The following is a 21604-nucleotide window of genomic DNA, read 5'->3' on the forward strand; positions in this document are numbered from 1 at the left end:
GTGGTTAATCCGAAACCGGTTAAGCCTAAAGGAGCCGGATTAGTTGTTACATCTTTTGCGATGAAAACGTTTTGTTCCATTTTTGTTCTGGTTTTATAAGATATTTGACTGTGTAATGCCTTAAAATTTCTAAGGCACTCACAGTTGTTTAAAAAACGGCGCAAAAATAGATAAAAGGCCCAATTTATAAGCTATACAAACTCATTGTTACCACTTTCTTTTTGTTAAAAGACGTTAAGGTTTTCAAGTTGAATGGAGGTTTTGTGAAGTGGTCTTTTGGTAATTTGAATCGTCGTTAAATTGCCGAACTGCGGAACCCTCAAGTTGTCAATAAGTTGATAAACAAAGCTCCCTGAACTCAAAACTCTGAACTCAGAACACTACCCCCCTGGAATCAATAAAAAGAAAGCCCGGAAACTTATGCTTCCGGGCTTTTCTCTTGCATTTATGATAACCTTAAATTAGGTCGATACTACGTTTAACAAACTTGGTTAAAGCTTCACCTTTCAACATATTATTAGAAAGCAATGCCAGGTCAATTAATTGAGAAACCAACTTGTTTGACGATGCAAATGAAGAAAGTTCTTCCTCCTTTTTACCGTTCAGTTCAGTCAGCTTTTTGTTAATATCTTCCAACTCATCTTTATCAGCCTGTGGAATCTCTTCGTCTTTCTTGCCCTCTTTAGCCTTTTCCAATTCAGAGCGCTTACCTTCCAAACCTTCAATCTTATGACGTAAAGAAGCTACCTTCTCTCCTACTTCTTTCTCTTCATCCTCAATGATGCGAGTCACCAATGGGTGATTACCATTCACCACCAGGTTATAGCTATCAGGCATTTCCCCGTAGAAATTCATACCGCCACCACCAAGCTGGCTCATCTCCTTCATACGGCGCATAAACTCTTGCTGCGTAATCATCACTGGCGTATCAGTTTCTTCCAATGCCTCAAACGTCACGATGAAGTTAGTCTTATCAACATTTGGAACCTGAGAACTGAAAATGCTTGTTAAATCTTGCTTTTGAGCATCGGTCAACTTCAACTCAGTTGTCTCAGCCTTTGGAATAAGTTTTTCAGCAATATCACTATCGACACGTACAAAACGTGACTTTTCGAACTTGCTCTCCAGATGATTTACAAAGTGACTATCTAACTGTCCGTCCAACACAAGCACATCATAACCTTTGTTTTTAGCTGCCTCGATAAAGCTGAACTGTGCCTCAACATCTGTTGCATAAAGATATACCAGCTGATCATCTTTATCAGTTTGGTTGTCCTTTATAATACCGGCATACTCATCGAAAGTAAAGAACTTACCATCTGTATTTTTCAACAAAGTGAATTTCTTAGCACGATCGTAGAACTTCTCTTCTGTCAGCATACCATACTCGATGAAAATCTTCAGATCATCCCATTTAGCTTCAAACCCTTCGCGGTCTTTCTTAAAGATTTCCTCCAGACGATCAGCTACTTTCTTGGTGATGTGGCTCGAAATTTTCTTCACATTACTATCGCTCTGTAAGTAAGAACGCGATACATTTAATGGAATATCCGGTGAATCAATCACACCGTGTAGAAGTGTTAAGAACTCAGGTACAATTCCTTCTACTGAATCAGTTACATATACCTGGTTGCAATATAGCTGTATCTTATTTTTCTGAACCTCGACATTGTTCTTCAACTTAGGGAAGTAAAGAACACCTGTCAGGTTGAAAGGATAATCTACATTTAAGTGAATGTTGAACAAAGGCTCATCTGTCATTGGGTATAAACCCTGATAGAATTTATTATAATCCTCATCCTTTAATTCCGAAGGTGTGCGTGTCCAAAGTGGCTTGGTTTCATTTACCACATTGTCCTTGTCAGTCTCTTCTTCCTTACCATCTTTCCACTCTGTTTGTTTGCCGAAAACAACCTCAATCGGTAAGAAACGACAATACTTTTTCAATAGCTTATCGATCTCTGCTTTAGCAGCATATTGCTCATTATCCTTGTCGATGTACAACACGATATCCGTACCTCTTTCGGCCTTTTCAACCTCTTCAAGAGTATATTCAGGACTTCCGTCGCAACTCCATTTTACAGCCTGGGCATCATCTCGGAACGACTTGGTGATAATTTCCACCTTCTCAGATACCATGAAAGATGAGTAGAAACCTAAACCGAAGTGACCAATAATGGCGTTGGCATCTTTCTTATATTTTTCAAGGAACTCATTAGCTCCTGAAAAAGCCACCTGGTTGATATATCTGTCAATTTCTTCGGCAGTCATACCAACACCCCGGTCAGAAATGGTGATGGTTTTCTTTTTCTCATCAAGAATAACACGAACTGGTGTTTCACCCATCTCGCCCTTGAATTCACCAACCGAAGCCAATGTTTTTAGCTTTTGAGTGGCATCAACAGCGTTTGATACTAATTCGCGTAAGAAAATTTCGTGATCTGAATAAAGATACTTTTTGATGATTGGGAAAATGTTCTCGGTAGTAACCCCAATATGTCCTTTTTGCATCGTTACTTTTATTTTAGATTTTACTTTTCAATTTAACGGCTCAAAGTTATCAAAGCATGTGCCATTAGTCAATGTGTGACATTGCGACAGGTTGATGTGACAGCACATTGAAATTTTGACAGGAAGTACCTGTCACGATATACAAATCCCTCAATTTTGCCGTGGTGGCACTGGTACGATATACAAGACCTTCAATTTTGCAATGTAAGTATCTGTTACGGTTTACAAGAACCCTATTTTGCTTTGGAGTCAACTGTTACAGTTTACATACCTCTCAATTTACGATGGATGCACTTGTTACGATGTACAAGTCCTTCAATATCACCATGGATATACTTGTAACGGTGTACAAGACCTTCAATTTTGCAATGGAGGCATCTGTTACAGTTGACAATACTCTGCTACCGCGCGTGTCCTCACGCGTGGTATAAAAGCATAACCACGCGAAGGTATTCGCGCGGTAGCAAGTTAGGCCTTTCCCTGAAAACCATCCTTATGAAGTGACCAGTCAATTATTAAAACTATAAGCTAAAGAAAAATCCCAAGCCGATAAAGCCTTCATTATCATCAAAAGAATAGTTAAACTCAGGCTGAACTCCCCACAACTGCGAAGAGCGGTATTTGAGGAAAATACGGGCTGTATTATCTCCATAAATACTCCCTTCTTTATGCAAGAGGTAACCAACACCTAAGCCTACCCACTGCTCACGCTTGTAACTTTTTGCTAAATTAAAATCGAACAAACCGTCGACAAAACCATTGTATTTCATTTTCGTTTCATCAGAAGTTTCTTCACCTAAACCCTTCAGCTGATACCTTAAAGCTAATCGAAGGGCCCCATTACGTTCTTCGTTAAAAACCACACCAAACATAGCACCTAGATCAGCTGACCACTTACCTTTAACAATACTTGTACCTAATACAGGATTAACCGTTAAAGAAATATGCCTCTCTCTCCTTCGAATTCTCTCTCTAAAATACCGAACCTGTTTAATTTCACCATCAACAAGTTTATACCTTAAATTAGTATAATAACGGTAATAACCTCTTTTTATATAGTTTTGTCTTTCGGCACGAATAAATTCCTTTATATCAACTGAATTAATGGAATACAGGTTATTAATATCATTGACATAAAAATAAACCTTCCAAAACCCATTTGATACCTCTAATAAATGCTGCCATTGCGCCTGCCCAATTAACTCATTGCCTTCAAGCTTATATTCTCGCTGAGCGTTTCTGGTTTCACGCTCTGTAACAGTTAGTGTTGATTCTAAGGGAAACATTTTTTGATGAAGTACTTTATCTATCAAACTTATACTATCTCTGTAAGCTTTTTTATCTTCCTTATTTGTACTTTTCCATAAACGTTCAACAAGAATCGTACGTCGCTGCATAGTTACCGAGTCATTCATAATAAAAAAACCGTCATCATAACTTCGTTTTGTTGTGAGTTGAATGTGATATTTTAGCTTTTTATCCAATGGTAACTCTTCCAACTTCTCTTGCAAAATGGTATAGCTTGACTCGAAGGGCTGCCAAAAATACTCATCAAACCGTTTTTCATCCTCGCGAAATAAATCATACCATTGATAAACAATTTTAATTTTCTCCCCCCTATCTATATCTATTGATAAGGTATCGTAATATTGCTGATAACCATAGTAGTTTTTAGGGGCCTTTAATCCTTTAGGAGGCACCATATCATATTGCGCATTCATTTTCCAGCAAGCGATTAGCAGCATGGATATAGTTATAATCTTCTTCATTTTGCAAGGTTTTAATTGTTAAACAATTCACTCAGTTTTCGTTTAAAGGATCGGCCGTTTGAAGCTTCATTGGTATTACTGGCCAATCGTTCACTTTCGTAATAAACGGGTAAGTCAAGTTCCGGAACTGGTGACTTATGATTAGGTATTTTTTTATCGCTTATATAAATGGGTTCAGCAATGTGAACAATCATGGTTGGCGCAATAACCAGCTTATGTTGCACCATTGTTGCAGGTAAAGATGGCAAACTGGCTACTTTTCCAATATAGTTTATGGGAACTGCTGAATTCTTCACTGAATCGATAAATGCTCGTTGTTGTTCAAACATTCTGTTTGCTTCAGATCGATTCTGGTGGATTAAGTCGTTTTGTTCTGCTAATAACTGTTTCTGATGATTAATCTCTTGTCGTTGTAGCCAATGCCAATAACCAGAAAGAATAAACAAAAGAACAACTGCAACATATTTCAGCCATTTTCTATTACTCGATGTATGAATAATTCGGGTATTGATAGAAGCCAACACTTTCTCCTTCCGAAAAGTTATGCCTTGGGGTAGCTCTCCCTGGTCCTTCAATTGATTTTTAAATAAATCATCCAACAAGTTCGGCTTCATAATTTGTTGATTTAAGTTGTTCTTTTAATATGCTGCGAGCGCGCGTTAATTGTGAACGTGAAGCACTTTCACTAATATTCAGCATCTCACCAATTTCCTTATGGGAGTACCCCTCAATTACAAACAGGTTAAATACAGTACGATAACCATCTGGTAAGTTCCTGACTAATTTCAGACAGGCTTCGTAAGCTAATCCTTTCTCGGCTTCTGGTAGCTGAATCAAAATTGGGCATTCATCTTCAACAGCTTCCACTAAAGTCAATCGTTTTTGCTCTCTCAAAAACATGAGAGCTTCGTTAACCATTATGCGATTTAACCAACCTAATGTGGCCTTTTCATTTTCTTGTTTGAATTGTGGTAATCCTTCATAGACCTTAATGAAGCCCCTTTGGAGTACTTCTTCTGCATCAAACTCTGACACCACGTAACGCAATACAAGTAAAAACAACTGCTCACAATAGCGATGGTACAGATTTTCGAAAAAGGATTGATTATTTCGTTTAAAGAATTTTAGCATTAGGTTAGGCTAATTGATGCAATTTCTATTTTCTGATAATAGAATGCATAAAGATGCCTAAACGCTGCATGATAAAAAAAAAGTTTTTGTAATATGAGTAATTATATATTAACAAGTAGCTGATTACTTTTCCTTTATCTGCTCTAGTAAATCTTCAATGGTTCGCAGCTTATGTTTTGTACCATCGGCATGATGTAACACATAAGCACTATTGGTATTACTATTTATTTCAACTTTCGGATATTCCTCCCCTACATCTGTGGTTTGATACCCTGTGCGATTAAGCGCATGACTCAGCCACTTATATTCAACACCAGTTCCCACAACACGAATGGTTTTAACCTGCTCTCTCTCTACCTTAAAGGCTCCACTCTCGTTATCGAATATGATGCCTTCTTTCTCAAAGAAACGTTTAAACCCATCCGCAAGAATTAAATCCTCAGGTATTCCAGCTTCAATCTCTCTGCCCTGTGCCAACAGCCATATCTTATCTGCCAATTGCAGTGCCAAATCCAAATCGTGAGTAGATAACAGGATTCCCTTATTCTTGTTTTTTGCAAGGGTTTTCAGTAATTGTACAATTTCAATTTTACTTGGTAAATCGAGAAAAGCAGTGGGTTCGTCTAAAATAATTAATGGTGTATCCTGTACCAGTGCTTTGGCAATCATTGCTTTTTGCCGTTCACCATCACTCATACATACCAACTGTCGGTTAGCGAAACCATGCAATCCTACATCTTCAATAGCTTGTAAAACTAATGCTTTGTCCCTTTTAGCAAGCGTACCAAAAAAATCAGTATACGGAGTACGTCCCAATGCCACCAGGTCAAATACAGTCATATTGGTAACTTCCAGTTTTTCTGTTAAAACTACACTTACTACTTTGGCTAATTGATTACGCTTATAGTCCTTCAAATCAATGTCACCAACTGATACATCACCTGAAATTTTGGGAATAAATCCACTTAAGGTTTTAATCAATGTAGATTTGCCGGCGCCATTAGGTCCCAACAGGCAGGCAAACTCACCTTGTCTCAATTGTACATTTATATTCTGATGCAAAACCGTTTCCTTATCGGAACCTTGTCGGTAACCAACAGCCAAATCTCTCGATTGTAATAATATTGACTTATCCATAGCTATTCATTTTCCGTCGTTTTATAATAACAGAAATAACAATCGGGGCGCCTATCAGTCCTGTAACAACATTAATCGGCAATGCACCTTCAAAACCAGGCAATCGGGCAATGAGGTTACAAAATAAGGCTAAAATAGCTCCTGCCAAAATTACGGCAGGCATCAATACTTTTTGATCACTTGTTCGAAACAAACCCTTGGTTAAATGTGGAACAGCTAAACCTAAAAAGGCAATTGGTCCGCAAAAAGCAGTAATGGCTGCGGTTAATAAGCCTGTGCAAAACAATATAGACAATCGTGTTCGTTTGATATTCACACCCAGATTCTCAGCATAATTTTCACCAAGTACCAACACATTTAAAGGTTTAATCAATAATAAACTAATGAGCAATCCGATTATTATAACCGGTATAAGAATCAAAAGATGCTCCCAGGTGACATTGGCAAAACTTCCCAAACCCCAAATGACATAGGCATGCACATCTTCTTTCGGACTGTAGAATTTCATCACTCCTATTATTGCAGAAGCCGCATAACCAATCATGATACCAACAATCAATAAAATGGTATTATCACGTAAAGCCTGTGCAAAAAAGACGATCAGCATTAAGATAAAAAAGGCACCAAGAAAAGCTGCACCTACCACTGTCATATGCCCGAATAAACCATATCCGCTTATTGTAATACCCAACACATTTCCCGCAAATAAAACAACAAGTGCAACACCTAAACCGGCTCCACTGCTAATCCCTAATATTGATGGTCCTGCCAGTGGATTACGAAATAAGGTTTGCATTTGTTGGCCTCCTACAGCCAATCCGGCTCCTGCCAAAACAGCTGTAATCGTTTGTGGTAACCTTGATTTAAGAATGATGGATGAATAAGCACTTCGCGATGCCTCCTCACCTATCAGAACATTTAGTATATCTTCAAATGGAATAGATACCGAACCAAAACCAATATTCATAAGGAAAAATACCAAAATCAGTGCAGTCAATAATACAAAACCCATTATCCATTTTACCCGATGATCTTCCATATTTACTCTTTAGTCAATTGATGGAAATAAGTTGGTTGATATCCAATTAAAACTTCAGGGTGCAATGCATAAACCAAATCACTTAAAACTATGTGCGGCTGCATTAAACCTTTCTCGAAATACTGCGAATATGATGAATTTGTAACAACGATATTCCTGTTTTTAAAGGCTGTAAAATCAGTATACCGTTCATCAATTTTGGCAATCTCAGTATAGCTTAGTTCATTGGGATAATTCAAAATCAACACCCAGCATTCTGTATCTTCGGCCTTTTCGATAATTGTCTCATAATCGAGCGATAAAGAGCCAGTTCCCTTTGTATCCTTATAAATGTAATTACAACCGGCATCATTAAAAAAGTTAGCCATATAACTTTCTCCTGCCGGGGTATACCAAATACCTTGATAAATATGTCCTGTAAAAACCGATGGTTCAACGGCTACTTTCTTTGCCTTTTGTTTGATTTCAAGATAAGCAGTTTCAATTTCTGAGAATAAGTGCTTTGCTTTAGCACCTTCGCCTAGTAATTCTCCAACAAATATGAGCCACTCAGCGCGTCCAAGCGGTGTATGTTCCAAATAATCAGCATTAGTAAGAACTGGAATACCAGCACTTGTTACAGCTGTAAAATGATTATCCTTAAATGGCGACACCATCATAAAATCAGGCTCAATATCAACCATGGTTTCCACATCGGGTGCAACAGCTAACCCGACATTACGAACTGATCCATTTTCTATGGACTTCTGAATGTATTCATCCGATATATACTGCGGTTCAGCAACTCCACAAATGGTCTGTTTCATGTTGAGCTTATCAGCATAATTTACCATAGTGGATGAAAGCGCAATCCATTTGTCAGCCGGATAATTAATTACATACTCATTTGATTGCTGAAGAGCTTCTTTTAGTGATTTGTCTTTAAACAATGCAATGGTTTCATTTTTAGTCGTATCGCCCCAGGGATCGCATAATACGATTTGACGATAGCCTTTAAAATAGTTGATATGGAATCCCTTTGCATATTTGGGATAGTAGGTACTATCTGCCTGCCCAACTGTTAAAACTCCCGTTTGGGTTTCTCTTTTCGATTGGCATGCAAATAAAAGAGTAGCTACTAATAAGGTTGTTGTAAATCTAATCATCTCTTTATCTCCCGAAAGAATTATGAATTAATGTGTCAATGAAACAGGTTTTCCGGCTCTCCTTCATCACCTCCCCTTCCCATTGCAATGCAACAGTGGTTAATAAGGCGTGCTCCTTACTGGCATGGATTACGGCTGCGGGAACAGCTCAGGCATTTCACCTGATTCCCTTTTTTCAATAACTCTGCAAAAGTAAGGTTTTAATTTGAAGACTCAAGAATCAATACATAAGTATCAAGTTCTTTCGTTGGTTAACGAAATATTTTATGAATTTTCGTCTTTTCGTCCCAAATATTTCATACCTTTAAAATCAACCTAATAAATTAAATATGAAAACTCTAACACTTACCTTTCTAATTGCTGCAATTCTGATTGCAGGATGTTCAAAAGATCAGGTTGAACCTGAACCACCTGAACAGGATGAGATCATTACTCCTTATGTAAAAGCTTTAATTAACAAAGTTCCTTTTTGCGTATTCCGTGATTCAATTAAGGAACGTTATTCTTCAATGCATGCTTCGTTTTCATTTGGCACTTCCCTATTATCGATTACTGAAACAGGAGAAGTCCTTGATTCAAGCTTTACCATTCGTGCGAGTTATGAAGCAATGCATATCAGCCTTTGCTTTCCTTATCGGAAAGCGCTACAACAAGAAAAAATATTGCTGTATAGGAATATACCTGAAATAACTTATCACTGGGCTTTAGCAGGTCTTGAATCTGTTGACATTGTTGATGGTAAACAGCAAGGATTACACTATACGACCTACTGTTTTAATTCTAAGAATATCCTGAGCGAACCGGTTGGTGAAATAAAAATAACATCATACGATCATCAAAATAAATCGATGCGTGGTACATTTTCTTATACAGCTTATGGATACAAGCATGAAAACAATCAGATCACCGAAACTAATAATAAACTTGAGGTAGAAAAAGGTGAATTCTATGTAGAATGGGATGAAGAACTTTTTCAATAATACGAAATACAAGATATTAACTATCTGCAACCGATTTTCGGGTGGAGTCAAGACGCTTTATAAACCTCTTGCTCTCCTCCCGTTAATTATTGCTTAATTGCTTTCATAACCATAATCCCTATTGTAACGTCGCATCTGGTCCAGAAAGCTTTCATTGTAGCTCACTTCAATATCTACTATTTCTCCATCATCATTAATAATCGGTTCAAGCTTAGGATTAATAAAACCTGAATATGGTGCCACATTTAACTTGCCATAACGCTCTAATACTTCCGTATGAATTTGTTGGTCAACTTTGACTCCATAGGTTTCAACTAGTTCTTTTGCTGCTTTGTAATCACCTTGCGATTTAATCCGTTGTATTTCTCTTAATAGCTTACTAAAAAGGCCGCGTAATTTTTTATAATCATTAATGACAAAGTAAGTTTTGCCTTTTTTCGTTATTCGTTCAATTACATTATCATTTAAACCATTCTCCATCACCCATTCTGATATTAACTGCCGGTTTCTCATATGAGTTTGCTCGATATTGGAACCTAAACCGATTCTTGCAAGCTGAACCATTAATCCATTTCGGATATATGCATTGTATTGAACCTTGGCAACATCCTTATTCGGAATTAATTTGAGTTCCTTCATTTTTTCATCTGCCATAAAATACAAACCAAACAAATCAGCACGTGCTTCCTCAATAACAGATGCATAAGATTTCAGAGCATCTGAACGAACTCCTGATTCTAATTTTCCAGAACCATGCCCCACACATTCATGTAGGTGAGTATGCAAGTTATCTGCAATGGCTCCATATTTTTTATGCAATAAAACTTCTTCCTCTGAGCAGGCAAACTCTTCGATTACTCCAGATGTAAGTGAAGCCATTTCATAAGCATGACTTATATTTTGTAAGGAAACTGATTTTGACCCATGCTTTTCTCGAATCCATTCAGCATTGGGAAGATTAATTCCTAATGGTGAGGCCGGATAACAGTCACCTCCTAGCATGATTGCATTAATCACTTTCATACTAACGCCACTCACCTGCTCTTTCTTGTGCGCAGGCAATACAGGAGAATTATTCTCAAACCACTGAGCATTTTCACTGATAATTGATGCTTTTTCAGTTTCCTCTTTATCAATGATATTAACCAAACTTTCCCAAGTAGCCTTAAATCCTAATGGATCGCCATACACTTCGATAAATCCATTGATAAAATCAACTTCACCCTCTTGCTCTTTTAACCACTGAATACTGTATTTATCAAAGAGATTTAAATCACCAGTTTCGTAAAATTGTATCAAGGTTTTAATTATCTCCTTTTGGCGATCATTTTCCGCAACATGAGCTGCTTTTCTCAACCAAAAAACAATTTGCTCAATTGTTCTGCCATATTTACCTCCAACCTGCCATATCTCCTCTTTAACTTCGTTATTCTCTTTTATTAGCCTGGAATTAAGCCCATAAGAAACAGGCTGAGGATCTTCTTTGTCAATAAGGTTATTATAAAACTCTTCAGCTTCTCCTTGCGATAGTCCTTTATAGAAATTATTTGCAGACTTGTGAACCAGGTCTTTAGCTTCATCCTGACATACGCGTTTTGCATCCTGACTGTGATCAAAAAGCAGTTTTCCCAGTTGTTCAAGTAGCTCCTCAGAAGTTTCACAATTCAATTGTTGTATTTGTTCATCAGTTAATAAAGCTATCCACTGTTTTAAGCAAGCTTTTGAGAAGGCAGGCTTTAGCTTATCAGTACTATAATGATGATGCAGACCGTTGGAAAATAAAACCCGCTTATAAAAAACTTCTAATTTATTAAAGTTCTCATCCTGAGCTTCTATACTTGAATAAATAGTATCAAGGCAGTTGCGAAGCCATAAGTTGTTTTCGTTATTCTGATCCCAAATAATATCTCTTCCTGAAAGAGCCGCCTCAGTCAGAAAATAGATATATAATTTCTTTCTGATTGGTAACGTCTTAAACTGTGGTATATTATATCGCAATATTCTTAAGTCGGCAAATTGCTCTGCCTGGTATTGAAAGTCATTCATGCAATTAGTTTTACAGCTGTAATCACCTTTACTGTTTAGGATTTCTCAGATCAATATCTCTTTTTAACTCCCATGCTCCCTTTGTAAATTTAAAAGCATTGTATGAGAAATCGGGACCATAATAATGATAAACTCCTCTATACATTGGGTCTGCAGGCACTAGGTTATCAAATACAATCAATTTTTCCCGCTGATCATATCGTAACATCATTGCGGCTTTGGCTGAATACTTAAATATTACCCGAGATCTGCTTAATCGCTCCGTTTTAAAAACAGGCATTCCAAAACGAATTCTTCCATTTTGAATAAGCATTACATCAATCACCCTGGTTTTAATAAATTCATCATGTCCTTTATAGCCAATAAGTGTATAATAGGTCTTATTACCACTATATGTTTCTATTATATCAAGATAAATCGCCCCATACCATTTCTTATCTGTTAAAGATGCCCGTTCAGGTGTTCTTATCTTTTCTGTGGCATCAGTCAAAGGTTTTACACTAATTTCACCATCATCTTTTAGTATAACAGCACCATAAAATTGTTGTGAGAAATCGCTCTTCTGTATATTATAAGTGCAAATTTTAACCTTTCGATCTTTTGAAGTGACTGTCTTCATTCTACTAAGTCCACTAAAAGCACTCTCATATAATTGTGAGTTACTCCATAGATTCCCCAAGCGTACTTGAATTGTAGTATTAATCGAATCCTTTTGTTGATCTGTTTCTGCTAAATGAAGCTTTTCAAACAGGCACTTTGTTTCGATATCAACCACATGAATAAATTCCTGTTTGCCATTAAGCACTAGAAACTCATATGTATCAAATGATGTTTTAGATAAACTGTACGATAAATTAAGCTGTTCCTTTGATTCTACGTATGAAAATTCTTCACTAAAAGTCCAGATTTCATCATTGGTTTTCACCAGCCATTCCAACTGATAAACATTTTGGTAGGTTTTACTTCCAAAAGAAACAATTGTAACTTTTTTATCTGAGGTCTGATCAACCCTAATCAGCTTTGATTGCTCATTGATCTGTTCAATATTTATCCCTCCTCTCCAGATATCTGTTAATTGCTTACTCAGTTCAAGTAATTCAAAACGTTTTTTATTAGGATCGTTGATCTGCTCTAAATTATTCAAACGTTCAGTCCAAGGCTTTAAATCTTGCGCTCCAAGTTGGCAAACACAAACGCAGAAAATAACAACTGGAAGTAATATTTCTTTCATCTGTTTAAATTTATTTTTCAATGGTCAGATGTAACTCACCATTTTTGCTTTTCTCCTGAATGAAAAGCCTTCCTCATAGCCCGTTTCATCATAACATAGTGTTGAAGCAAATTTAGAAATATTTGCTCACTTTCCGGTTAATGAAAAAAGGTAGCCATAAAGACTACCTTCCAAATTCTATATTTAAACATTACTTAATCCCAGTTAAGCAATACCTTACCGCAATTACCTTCTTCCATTACATCAAAGCCTTTTTGGAATTCATTAATACTGTATTGATGTGTTATAATTGGTCTTAAATCAAGCCCTGACATTAACATTTGTTCCATATGGTACCAGGTTTCATACATCTCCCGACCATAAATTCCTTTTAAAGTCAAACCTTTAAAGATAATACGGTTCCAGTCAACTTGTGTTGATGAAGGCAATATTCCTAACATGGATATCTTACCCGAGTTGTACATATGCTCGACCAATTGGTTAAATGCAGCTGGAGCTCCCGAGCACTCAAGGCCGATATCAAAACCAATCATCCCCAAATCATCCATTACTTCGCGGAGGTTTTCTGTTATAGGATTAACAACACGTGTTGCTCCCATCTTACGAGCTAACTCCGCTCTGAACTCATTAGTTTCGGTTGCAACTACATATCGCGCACCGGCGAATTTTGCGACTGCCACAGCCATACTACCAATTAAACCTGAACCAGTGATTAAGACATCTTCACCAATTAAAGGAAATGACAGTGCGGTGTGTGTTGCATTTCCAAATGGGTCCATAATGGCTAATACCTCGTCAGGAATAGAAGCATTAATTTTCATGACATTGGTTGATGGTACTTTTACATATTCGGCGAAAGATCCATCTATATTAACGCCTATACCAACCGTTTTCTCACAAATATGCTGGCGTCCACGACGACAATTACGACAGTGTCCACATGCAATATGTCCCTCACCAGTCACTCGATCACCTTCCTTAAATTCTGTAACCTCACTACCAAGTTTAGCCACATGACCAACATATTCATGTCCGATAGTCATCCCTACCGGGATTGTATTTTGAGCCCATTCATCCCATTTATAAATATGCAGATCAGTTCCGCAGATTGCAGACTTGGATACCTTTATAAGTACATCATTAGGGCCAATTTCCGGAATTTTCACCTCTTCCAACCAAATGCCTTTCTCCGCCTTTGACTTTACAAGTGCTTTCATCATTGTCATAGTGTAGTAATTTAGCGTGTATTTATGTTCCTATCTATTTTTATTCTAAATAACAAAAATGCAAAAGGTAATTGGATTGCACCTATGATTAATATCAGTTGCTCAAAATAAAAAAAGGCTGACAAAATTGCCAGCCTTCCATTAGAACGATTAATCAGGTTTAGTCATTTATTTTTGCCCACCATAATTTGGTATCTTGTCTATCGGCTCCCTGAATATTTACAGCCTCCTGAGTATTATCACCATTGTTGTTCCAAGTCTGGTTACCGTAACGCATTCGTTGTGGATATGCACCATTAATATCACCCAAACCAAAAATGTCTACATCAGAAACTCCTTCGGCCAGAACCATAGGATAACCAGAGTCTCTTACAATTGCCCATGCTTCAAATCCATCGGTAAATGCAGCTATCCATCTTTGAGTGGCAATTTTTTCGAGATTTTCATCCATAGATCCATTTAGCATACCAAAACTTGAATTAGCAATGTAATCATCTGCTTCAGCTGAGGATACTTCCCAAACAGCCATTGCATGTCGAATACCGTCCTGGTATAATGCATTGGCATCACCGCCAAAACCTCTAACTGCTGCTTCTGCACGAAGGAAATAAGCTTCTGAGGTAAGCATTACAATTTCTGGTGCAATTGGCTTGCCATCGTTCTTCCTCTGAATAACGAAATCAGCTGGTGTTGAGAAGAAATCATACTCTGAAAATGGATACGTTTTATCATTTAATCGGGTTGGTTGACCTACATAATATGTTGAAAGCGGCATATCAACAATTACGAGAGTATCTGCCTGATCAGTTCTTGTATAATCAACTCCAGCCTCATCCAATCCGTCCAGAATAAACTCTACGCGTGTAAGAAATAAATCTCCTTCCTCTCCATCAGGTTTTTCAAACTCAGTCATACCACCTTTTGCAGGTTTAGCATATTTTGATAACCTTGGGTCATTCTCATCACGTAGCAAATCAATAAGTGTTTTTCCCAGTGTCCAGTCGGAACCAGTTCCGAAATTATGCCATATATCTCCGTAGGCAGCACTTCCCCATTGAGAAATTTCAGCATCTTTCTCCATCAGACAATTATCTCCTTCGCTTTCCATTAGAGGCCCTGATAAAGCTTCAGTTATTGCTGCGGAAGCAAAATCATCTCCATCAGCATCCAAGGCTCTTAATGCCATCCTAAGTTTTAAAGTATTAGCCAGCTTTTTCCATTTCTGGAGTTCACCACCATAATACAGATCGTTTTCACCAGCATCATCCACTCCAACACCAGTTCTTTCAGCATCACCAATAATTTGTATAGCTTCATCCAATTCAGCAATAACTCCTTTATAAATGGTCATTTGCGTATCAAAACTCGGCGTTACAATGTCAGGATCAGCAGCTTCTGTATAAGGTATCATGCCAAACACATCCGTAAACATCTGATAATACAGACCCTTCATAATTAATCCCATGGCATACATATACTCATTTTCAAATTCTCCACCTGTATCTACCAGTTTCATAAAGTTATCGAGATTACCCAGATAACCTTCCAACCATCCCCATGTAGCATCTGTATACGCACTATGATATGAATAGCCTAATTCATCGCTCCACCATGATCCATTATGTCCAAAACAAACATGTCCACTATATCGATCGGCATGAATTAATTGAGCTCGCCAATATGGAAATCTATTTGGACCGAACAAATTAAATTGTGGATTAGTCATAAAGAATTTACCACTAACTTCATCCGTATAGAAAGCATCGGGTTTAGTGTTAATTTCCTCAAATTTATCTGTACATGCCCCAAAGGCAGTCACTAAAAAAAGAATAGTGAAAATCTTATATAATTTCATATTCATCTAAATTAAAAGTTAACATTTAAGTTAAAACCTAAGCTTCTTGTCGTTGGTAAATTATACCATAAAACACCTTGAGAAAAGCTACTTGTTGAGAAACTTGATTCCGGATCAAAATTATCCATCTCTTTATAAATGAAGAATAAATTCCGGCCAATGAAGCTTAATGAAGCACCTTTGATAAAACCATCACCAAGCATACTTTGAGGAACACGGTACGTTAAACTTACCTCTCTTAATCTTATATTCGATGCATCATAAACATGTTCAGACCCAATGCCACTCATTGATCCAAAGTAATCTTCAGCACTAATATTTGTTGTATTTTCGGTATATGTACCATCACCATTATCAATAACACCATCAACTGTTATACCTCCTTCTCTGTACATTAATGTTCTTTCTGAAACTCCACCTGCATCTAAAGCAGCATCACTTCCTGAATAAAGTTCTCCACCAAAACGCCCATCTATTAAGAATCTCAATGAAAACTCCTTGTAGGTCAGCGTATTTGAAATACCACCCATCCAGTCTGGCTGATAATTACCAAGTTTAACCCTTTCTTCTGATGCTTGTGGTCGACCTGCCGCATCAACTACCTGACGTCCATCTTCGGTACGTTTAATCGTTGTACCATAAATATCGCCATAACCACCACCAACAGTTGCTTGTACAACGATATTACCAGAGTTTGTGGAACTAAATATAAACACCTCTGAATCCTCAATCAGGCTAACCAATTCGTTATCATTTTTTGAATAATTTAAGATAACATCCCAGGTAAAATCTCCCGTTTTAACTGGAGTACCTCCAAGCATTAATTCTATACCTTTATTCTTAAGTTCTCCAACATTTTCTCTAAATTTTTCATAACCAGTTGCTGCAGGAACGGGAACATCAAAAATTAGGTCTTCCGTTTTGATATTATACCAGGAGAAATCACCATACAAACGATTGTTTAGAATACTCCACTCTAACCCGACTTCAGTAGAGCTGATTGTTTCAGCTTTCAGATCTTCATTAAACTTAACGCTAGGCCGGGTTACAACAGTACGGCCAAGATAACCGTCTTGGGCAAGGTTGTAGTATTCATATAATTGATAAACGTCTGTATCATTACCTACCTGAGCCCAACTAGCCCTAACCTTAGCCATATCAAATATAGCATCAGCACCCGGAATTACTCTTTGTAATAGAACCGAAGTACTTACAGATGGATAAAAATAAGACCAGTTATCAGAACTTAATGTAGAAGACCAGTCATTACGTGCAGTTATATCCAAATAGGCCAAATCTCTATATGAGAAAGAAGCTGAACCATAAAGCGAGTTAACAATTTTTTCCTCAGTTGGAGTGTAACTAGGATTTAGAATTACAGCATTAGAAACAGTTGCTTTAGCCGGAATCTTAAAATCTTCACCAAAAATTCCTATTCTTTCATATGTTCTGTAAGAATGGTTACCTCCGAAGTTAAAATTCAAATTAATATCATCAGTCAAATCTCTATCAACCATAAATAAGAAATCAGCATTCGTTTCTGTATTCTGACGAGTCGAGAAGTTAAAACGTCCTGATTGATAAAAATGGTGCCCTGGCATTGAAATGGTTTCAATTTTTGTAGTTACCATATCCGTTCCGATACGAGCAAAAGCAGATAACCATGGAGTAAATTCATAATTAACTTTTGCAAAACCAGTCCACCTTTGTCTTCTATCTTCATTTCTATCATGATTTAATATCCAATATGGATTACCACCAGAATTAGAATAGGTAATAACATTAAGTGATTCTTCAGGATTTTGATAAGTCTTCAGATCATTTAAAATCAGGTTTCTTGGCATCGGATATACATAGGCCATTACACCTTCAGTACCCTGAACTGCCCTGTTTTGCATGTCCTGATGAAAGAACGTCACTTTAGTATCAATTGTTAATTTATCTGTCAGGTTCGCAAAAGCCCGTAAATTAAAATTGTGTCGATCCATTTCAGAGTTTGGTAAAATACCAGATGTTGAATTATTGGTATAAGAAAATCTTAAGTTTGCTTTCTCATTACCACCTTCCAAAGCAATCGTATTAATAAACTGACTTCCTGTGTCGAAAAAGTCTTTAACGTTATCAGGTTGAGCCACATATGATTTATTAACACCGGTCCAATAAGGCTGATCTGATCCATCAAACATAGGTCCCCATGATCCGGAACCTTTCAATTGAGTTAAATCTGATGGTACATTACCTTGAGTTCCCTGTCCATACTGATCCTGGAATTCAGGTAGCAGTAATGGTTTGTCGAATGTGTAACTTGAACTTACTGATACACCTAAACCTTTCCTTGAAGTTCCTTTTTTAGTAGTAATAAGGATTACTCCATTACCAGCCCTTGAACCGTAAAGTGCAGCGGCGTTAGGTCCCTTTAAAACCGTCATTGATTCGATATCATCCGGGTTAATATCTGATATACCTGTACCATAATCAGAACGAGCATACTCACCAGTACCTTCTCCTGCAGCTGAACCTGCGCCTGAGTTATCAATTGGTACACCATCCACCACATAAAGTGGCTGGTTATTACCGGAAATCGAACTGTTACCTCTGATAATTACCCTAGAACCACCACCTGGTCCTGAGGTTGATTGTGTAATGTTTACACCGGCAACTTTACCTGATAAAGAATTAATAACGTTAGGGTCTTTGACAGTTGTTAACTCTTCACTACCAAGTTCTGATACGGCATATCCCAGTGCTTTCTTTTCTCTTGATACACCTAAAGCAGTTACGACTACCTCATCCATACCAATAATATCAGGCACCATAGATACATTTATGGTAGAACTGGTTACCTGAATTTCTTGTGTGTCCATTCCAACAAAGGAAAAAACAAGAATCGATCCCTGAGGCACATTAATTGTATATACCCCGCTTATATCCGTTATCGTTCCGTTTGTGGTTCCTTTTTGAACTACAGACACACCCGGTACAGGTTGTCCGTCTTCAGTGCTGGTTACTGTACCTGTAACAGTTAAATCCTGTGCGTAAATAAACGCACTAAAGCTAAGTGTCAGTATTAGCAACAAACACCTTTTAAACCTACTTACATTTCTTTTCATACGTGAGACATTTTAGGTTATAAAAATTTGAGGATGAGTGAGTAATAGTTAGCAACAAGTAAAGCTAAAAACACTTAATATCCTCACTTAAAAGCATATGAAATGTAAGAAGATACAAAAAGACTTTCAAGTATTTTTTTACATTATTTTACAATTAAGAACATATTTAACCATTTCGAAACATATCTACACCCATATTTCCTTGACAAAAAAGAGCCCTGCCGAAGCAGGGTTCTTAATTAATCTAACTTATATAATAGTTTGGTTTTAGAGACGATTTTAATCAGTGGTTAATTAATAATTTGCCCACCATACTTTGTTCTGCATATCCTTACTTTCTTCAGGAACATTATCATTTATTGCAACTTCACTCTCAGGAACTCTCATCCGTTGTGGTAATTTAAAATTCGTACTTCCTTGAGCGTATTTTTCAATTGTTCTTTCTTCTGTAGATCCATCAGGATTAACCCATGTACCTGTGATCTTCATATCTTTATCAAGATATACAAATTCAGGGTGCCCGGTTCTTCTAAGTACTGCAAATGCCTGATGTGGAACTGTATATGCCGACACCCATCTTTCTGTTGCAATAATTGCTTCTTTATTTTCCTGATCAGCATTATTGAACTTTGTTACAACATCAGTTGCAAAACTACCTACTTCAGCTCCCCAACGCTCACAACTGGCTTCAAGTCCCATACGTAGCAATTCGGCATCAGACATGTCGTAGCTAACTAAACCTCTGTTAACAGCTTCTGCTATTGCCAGACAAACCTCAGCATAGTCAAGACTTACAGGACTCCATGTACCACCATCGTACCAAATTGATGGGTGCATCCACGAGTAGTTATGTACATCGCCCTCTACATCATCATTTTGAATATTGGTGATAACTTCTTCTTTAAGGAAATACTCTGCACGTGCAGGACGTCCTTTATGTTGAGCCATATTATCACCTTTAGGACGCATGAAAAACTTATCCATACGAGGATCAATAATACCAGAAACAGCGTTAATATCTTCTGTTGATGAACCACCTTCTTTTACTTCTGAGGCATACAATACGCTACCTTTCATTACCTCAACAATTTCACGGGCTGGTATAAAAGCACCAGGACCAGGTCCCCACTCCATATTATATCCATCCCATTGGTAAGCACCATGTGGCATTGCACCAGGCCAGGTCTTGAAGAATCCATAGTATTGATTATGAAGGTCTGTTGAGGACTGTGTACGCTCAACCATCACATTATCTTCATTGCTTTCTAATAATGGATACTTTACAATATCAGCAAGAATTGCCTTTGCACCTTCTGTATCAATATTTGAACGACGAAGAGCCATTCTTAATCGTAATGAGTTTGCAAATTTTCTCCATTTCGACACATTACCTTTATATACAAGGTCATAATCGGACATTGTACCAATTGTTACATCCTCTTTCAAATATTCTTCTACAGCCATTTTTAAAGTCATCTCAATATCATCATAGATATCCTTTTGAGCATCAAATTTGGGTGTAGGAATATCAATATTGCCGTGCTCTGAATAAGGTGCATCACCAAATAAATCGGTAATTTTCAAGAATTGAAATGACCTTAAAACATGACATATTCCCGTAAACTCATTTGCATATGGAGCCTCTGGATTCTCTTCATAATACTTTAGCAATACGTTGGTATTCGCAAAAAGTGCACCTCCATATCCATTCATAAAAGAAGATGAGTTGTAAGAATCCCAAGCCGCAGCAGTCCATCCTTCGTGATAATTATAGGAATCACCAGGAGCCCACCAACCACCTTTATATCCACCGTCTACATGTCCGGCAAATCGTTCTGCGTGAAGTACGACCCCTCTCCAAAATTCAAATCTGTCCTCATGAAACGCCTTCCTCATACAGCTTGCTAAAACAGCTTCAGTAGCTGGATTATCAGCAGAAGGAGAGTTTGGGTTTGTGTTCATTTGATCAAAATCATCAGTACAACTGAAGCTTGTCAAAGCAACCAAACCAATTAGAATATATTTATTGAATATTTTCATATGTCTAAATTTTGTTTTCAATTGCCATATGGAACTCACCAATTTTGTCATGCTCCTAAGTAAGAAGCTTTTCTCATGGCTTGTTTCATCTGTTCAAATTTACTTTTGATTAAAACTTAACATTTACAGTAAAACCATAAGAAGTTGTTGACGGAACGTTATACAAGTTATATCCTTGTGCATTTCCAGTACCCCAAGTTTGATTTGGATCAATATCTTTAGCATCTTCATCTCTATAAATAAAGAATAGATTATATGCATTGAAATTGACACTTAGATTTTTGATAAAGAAATCCGGATCTAACTTAAAACTATACCCAAGACTTAGTTCACGTAACCTCACATTAGTAGCATCAACAACCCATGGAGCACCATAATTTGCTA

Annotated in this window: 15 protein-coding genes and 1 riboswitch; of the genes, 1 reads left to right on the forward strand and 14 read right to left on the reverse strand. The window is 37.3% G+C overall.

Annotated elements, in window-relative coordinates; translation table 11 throughout:
• Positions 1-456 precede the first annotated feature (456 nt).
• The 7 genes from htpG to AC4MRQ_RS17240 all read right to left on the reverse strand — a co-directional run bounded on the left by htpG (position 457) and on the right by AC4MRQ_RS17240 (position 8732).
• Positions 457-2511, reverse strand: coding sequence for a molecular chaperone HtpG (gene htpG, locus AC4MRQ_RS17210; RefSeq protein ID WP_491198941.1), 2055 nt, complete (start codon positions 2509-2511; stop codon positions 457-459).
• A 521-nt stretch (positions 2512-3032) separates the two neighbouring features.
• Positions 3033-4280, reverse strand: a complete 1248-nt coding sequence (locus AC4MRQ_RS17215) for a hypothetical protein (RefSeq protein ID WP_491198942.1) — start codon at positions 4278-4280, stop codon at positions 3033-3035.
• 11 nt (positions 4281-4291) lie between these two features.
• Positions 4292-4894 (reverse strand): hypothetical protein, encoded by a 603-nt coding sequence (locus AC4MRQ_RS17220; protein WP_491198943.1) that lies wholly within the window; start codon positions 4892-4894, stop codon positions 4292-4294.
• Complete coding sequence (locus AC4MRQ_RS17225) at positions 4872-5411, reverse strand: RNA polymerase sigma factor (protein ID WP_491198944.1); 540 nt, start codon at positions 5409-5411, stop codon at positions 4872-4874. Before AC4MRQ_RS17225 ends, AC4MRQ_RS17220 begins: the two co-directional genes overlap by 23 nt.
• 123 nt (positions 5412-5534) lie before the next feature.
• On the reverse strand, positions 5535-6548 hold the full coding sequence (locus AC4MRQ_RS17230; RefSeq protein ID WP_491198945.1) for an ABC transporter ATP-binding protein: 1014 nt from the start codon (positions 6546-6548) through the stop codon (positions 5535-5537).
• Complete coding sequence (locus AC4MRQ_RS17235; protein WP_491198946.1) at positions 6541-7587, reverse strand: iron chelate uptake ABC transporter family permease subunit; 1047 nt, start codon at positions 7585-7587, stop codon at positions 6541-6543. Before AC4MRQ_RS17235 ends, AC4MRQ_RS17230 begins: the two co-directional genes overlap by 8 nt.
• 2 nt (positions 7588-7589) lie before the next feature.
• Positions 7590-8732, reverse strand: coding sequence for an ABC transporter substrate-binding protein (locus AC4MRQ_RS17240; protein WP_491198947.1), 1143 nt, complete (start codon positions 8730-8732; stop codon positions 7590-7592).
• Positions 8733-8757: 25 nt separating this feature from the next.
• Positions 8758-8950, reverse strand: a riboswitch (cobalamin riboswitch).
• A gap of 111 nt (positions 8951-9061) precedes the next feature.
• Between AC4MRQ_RS17240 and AC4MRQ_RS17245 the strand changes: the two genes are divergently transcribed.
• Positions 9062-9712 (forward strand): hypothetical protein, encoded by a 651-nt coding sequence (locus AC4MRQ_RS17245; RefSeq protein WP_491198948.1) that lies wholly within the window; start codon positions 9062-9064, stop codon positions 9710-9712.
• 93 nt (positions 9713-9805) lie between these two features.
• Here the strand turns inward: AC4MRQ_RS17245 and AC4MRQ_RS17250 are convergent, their stop codons facing one another.
• The 7 genes from AC4MRQ_RS17250 to AC4MRQ_RS17280 form a co-directional block, all read right to left on the reverse strand.
• A complete protein-coding gene (locus AC4MRQ_RS17250) occupies positions 9806-11758 on the reverse strand; it encodes a dipeptidyl-peptidase 3 family protein (protein ID WP_491198949.1) in 1953 nt (650 codons plus the stop codon).
• A 28-nt stretch (positions 11759-11786) separates the two neighbouring features.
• Positions 11787-12989 (reverse strand): hypothetical protein, encoded by a 1203-nt coding sequence (locus tag AC4MRQ_RS17255; protein WP_491198950.1) that lies wholly within the window; start codon positions 12987-12989, stop codon positions 11787-11789.
• 194 nt (positions 12990-13183) lie between these two features.
• Positions 13184-14209 (reverse strand): L-threonine 3-dehydrogenase, encoded by a 1026-nt coding sequence (gene tdh / locus AC4MRQ_RS17260; protein WP_491198951.1) that lies wholly within the window; start codon positions 14207-14209, stop codon positions 13184-13186.
• A gap of 166 nt (positions 14210-14375) precedes the next feature.
• Positions 14376-16070: a SusD/RagB family nutrient-binding outer membrane lipoprotein gene (locus AC4MRQ_RS17265; RefSeq protein ID WP_491198952.1), complete on the reverse strand. Its 1695-nt coding sequence runs from the start codon at positions 16068-16070 to the stop codon at positions 14376-14378.
• A gap of 11 nt (positions 16071-16081) precedes the next feature.
• Positions 16082-19180, reverse strand: coding sequence for a SusC/RagA family TonB-linked outer membrane protein (locus AC4MRQ_RS17270; RefSeq protein ID WP_491198953.1), 3099 nt, complete (start codon positions 19178-19180; stop codon positions 16082-16084).
• A gap of 294 nt (positions 19181-19474) precedes the next feature.
• Complete coding sequence (locus AC4MRQ_RS17275) at positions 19475-21220, reverse strand: SusD/RagB family nutrient-binding outer membrane lipoprotein (protein WP_491198954.1); 1746 nt, start codon at positions 21218-21220, stop codon at positions 19475-19477.
• 109 nt (positions 21221-21329) lie between these two features.
• Positions 21330-21604: hypothetical protein (locus AC4MRQ_RS17280; protein WP_491198955.1), on the reverse strand; the 275-nt coding region annotated here is incomplete at its 5' end.

The sequence above is a fragment of the Carboxylicivirga sp. genome (assembly GCF_982718395.1).

What these genes read in the sequence shown, in the direction of transcription:
- AC4MRQ_RS17255 (WP_491198950.1), bottom strand. Translation starts at nt 12,989, where the DNA reads ATGAAAGAAATATTACTTCCAGTTGTTATTTTCTGCGTTTGTGTTTGC.
- AC4MRQ_RS17275 (WP_491198954.1), bottom strand. Translation starts at nt 21,220, where the DNA reads ATGAAAATATTCAATAAATATATTCTAATTGGTTTGGTTGCTTTGACA.
- AC4MRQ_RS17250 (WP_491198949.1), bottom strand. Translation starts at nt 11,758, where the DNA reads ATGAATGACTTTCAATACCAGGCAGAGCAATTTGCCGACTTAAGAATA.
- AC4MRQ_RS17225 (WP_491198944.1), bottom strand. Translation starts at nt 5,411, where the DNA reads ATGCTAAAATTCTTTAAACGAAATAATCAATCCTTTTTCGAAAATCTG.
- AC4MRQ_RS17220 (WP_491198943.1), bottom strand. Translation starts at nt 4,894, where the DNA reads ATGAAGCCGAACTTGTTGGATGATTTATTTAAAAATCAATTGAAGGAC.
- AC4MRQ_RS17270 (WP_491198953.1), bottom strand. Translation starts at nt 19,180, where the DNA reads ATGAAAAGAAATGTAAGTAGGTTTAAAAGGTGTTTGTTGCTAATACTG.
- AC4MRQ_RS17215 (WP_491198942.1), bottom strand. Translation starts at nt 4,280, where the DNA reads ATGAAGAAGATTATAACTATATCCATGCTGCTAATCGCTTGCTGGAAA.
- AC4MRQ_RS17240 (WP_491198947.1), bottom strand. Translation starts at nt 8,732, where the DNA reads ATGATTAGATTTACAACAACCTTATTAGTAGCTACTCTTTTATTTGCA.
- htpG (WP_491198941.1), bottom strand. Translation starts at nt 2,511, where the DNA reads ATGCAAAAAGGACATATTGGGGTTACTACCGAGAACATTTTCCCAATC.
- tdh (WP_491198951.1), bottom strand. Translation starts at nt 14,209, where the DNA reads ATGATGAAAGCACTTGTAAAGTCAAAGGCGGAGAAAGGCATTTGGTTG.
- AC4MRQ_RS17245 (WP_491198948.1), top strand. Translation starts at nt 9,062, where the DNA reads ATGAAAACTCTAACACTTACCTTTCTAATTGCTGCAATTCTGATTGCA.
- AC4MRQ_RS17235 (WP_491198946.1), bottom strand. Translation starts at nt 7,587, where the DNA reads ATGGAAGATCATCGGGTAAAATGGATAATGGGTTTTGTATTATTGACT.
- AC4MRQ_RS17230 (WP_491198945.1), bottom strand. Translation starts at nt 6,548, where the DNA reads ATGGATAAGTCAATATTATTACAATCGAGAGATTTGGCTGTTGGTTAC.
- AC4MRQ_RS17265 (WP_491198952.1), bottom strand. Translation starts at nt 16,070, where the DNA reads ATGAAATTATATAAGATTTTCACTATTCTTTTTTTAGTGACTGCCTTT.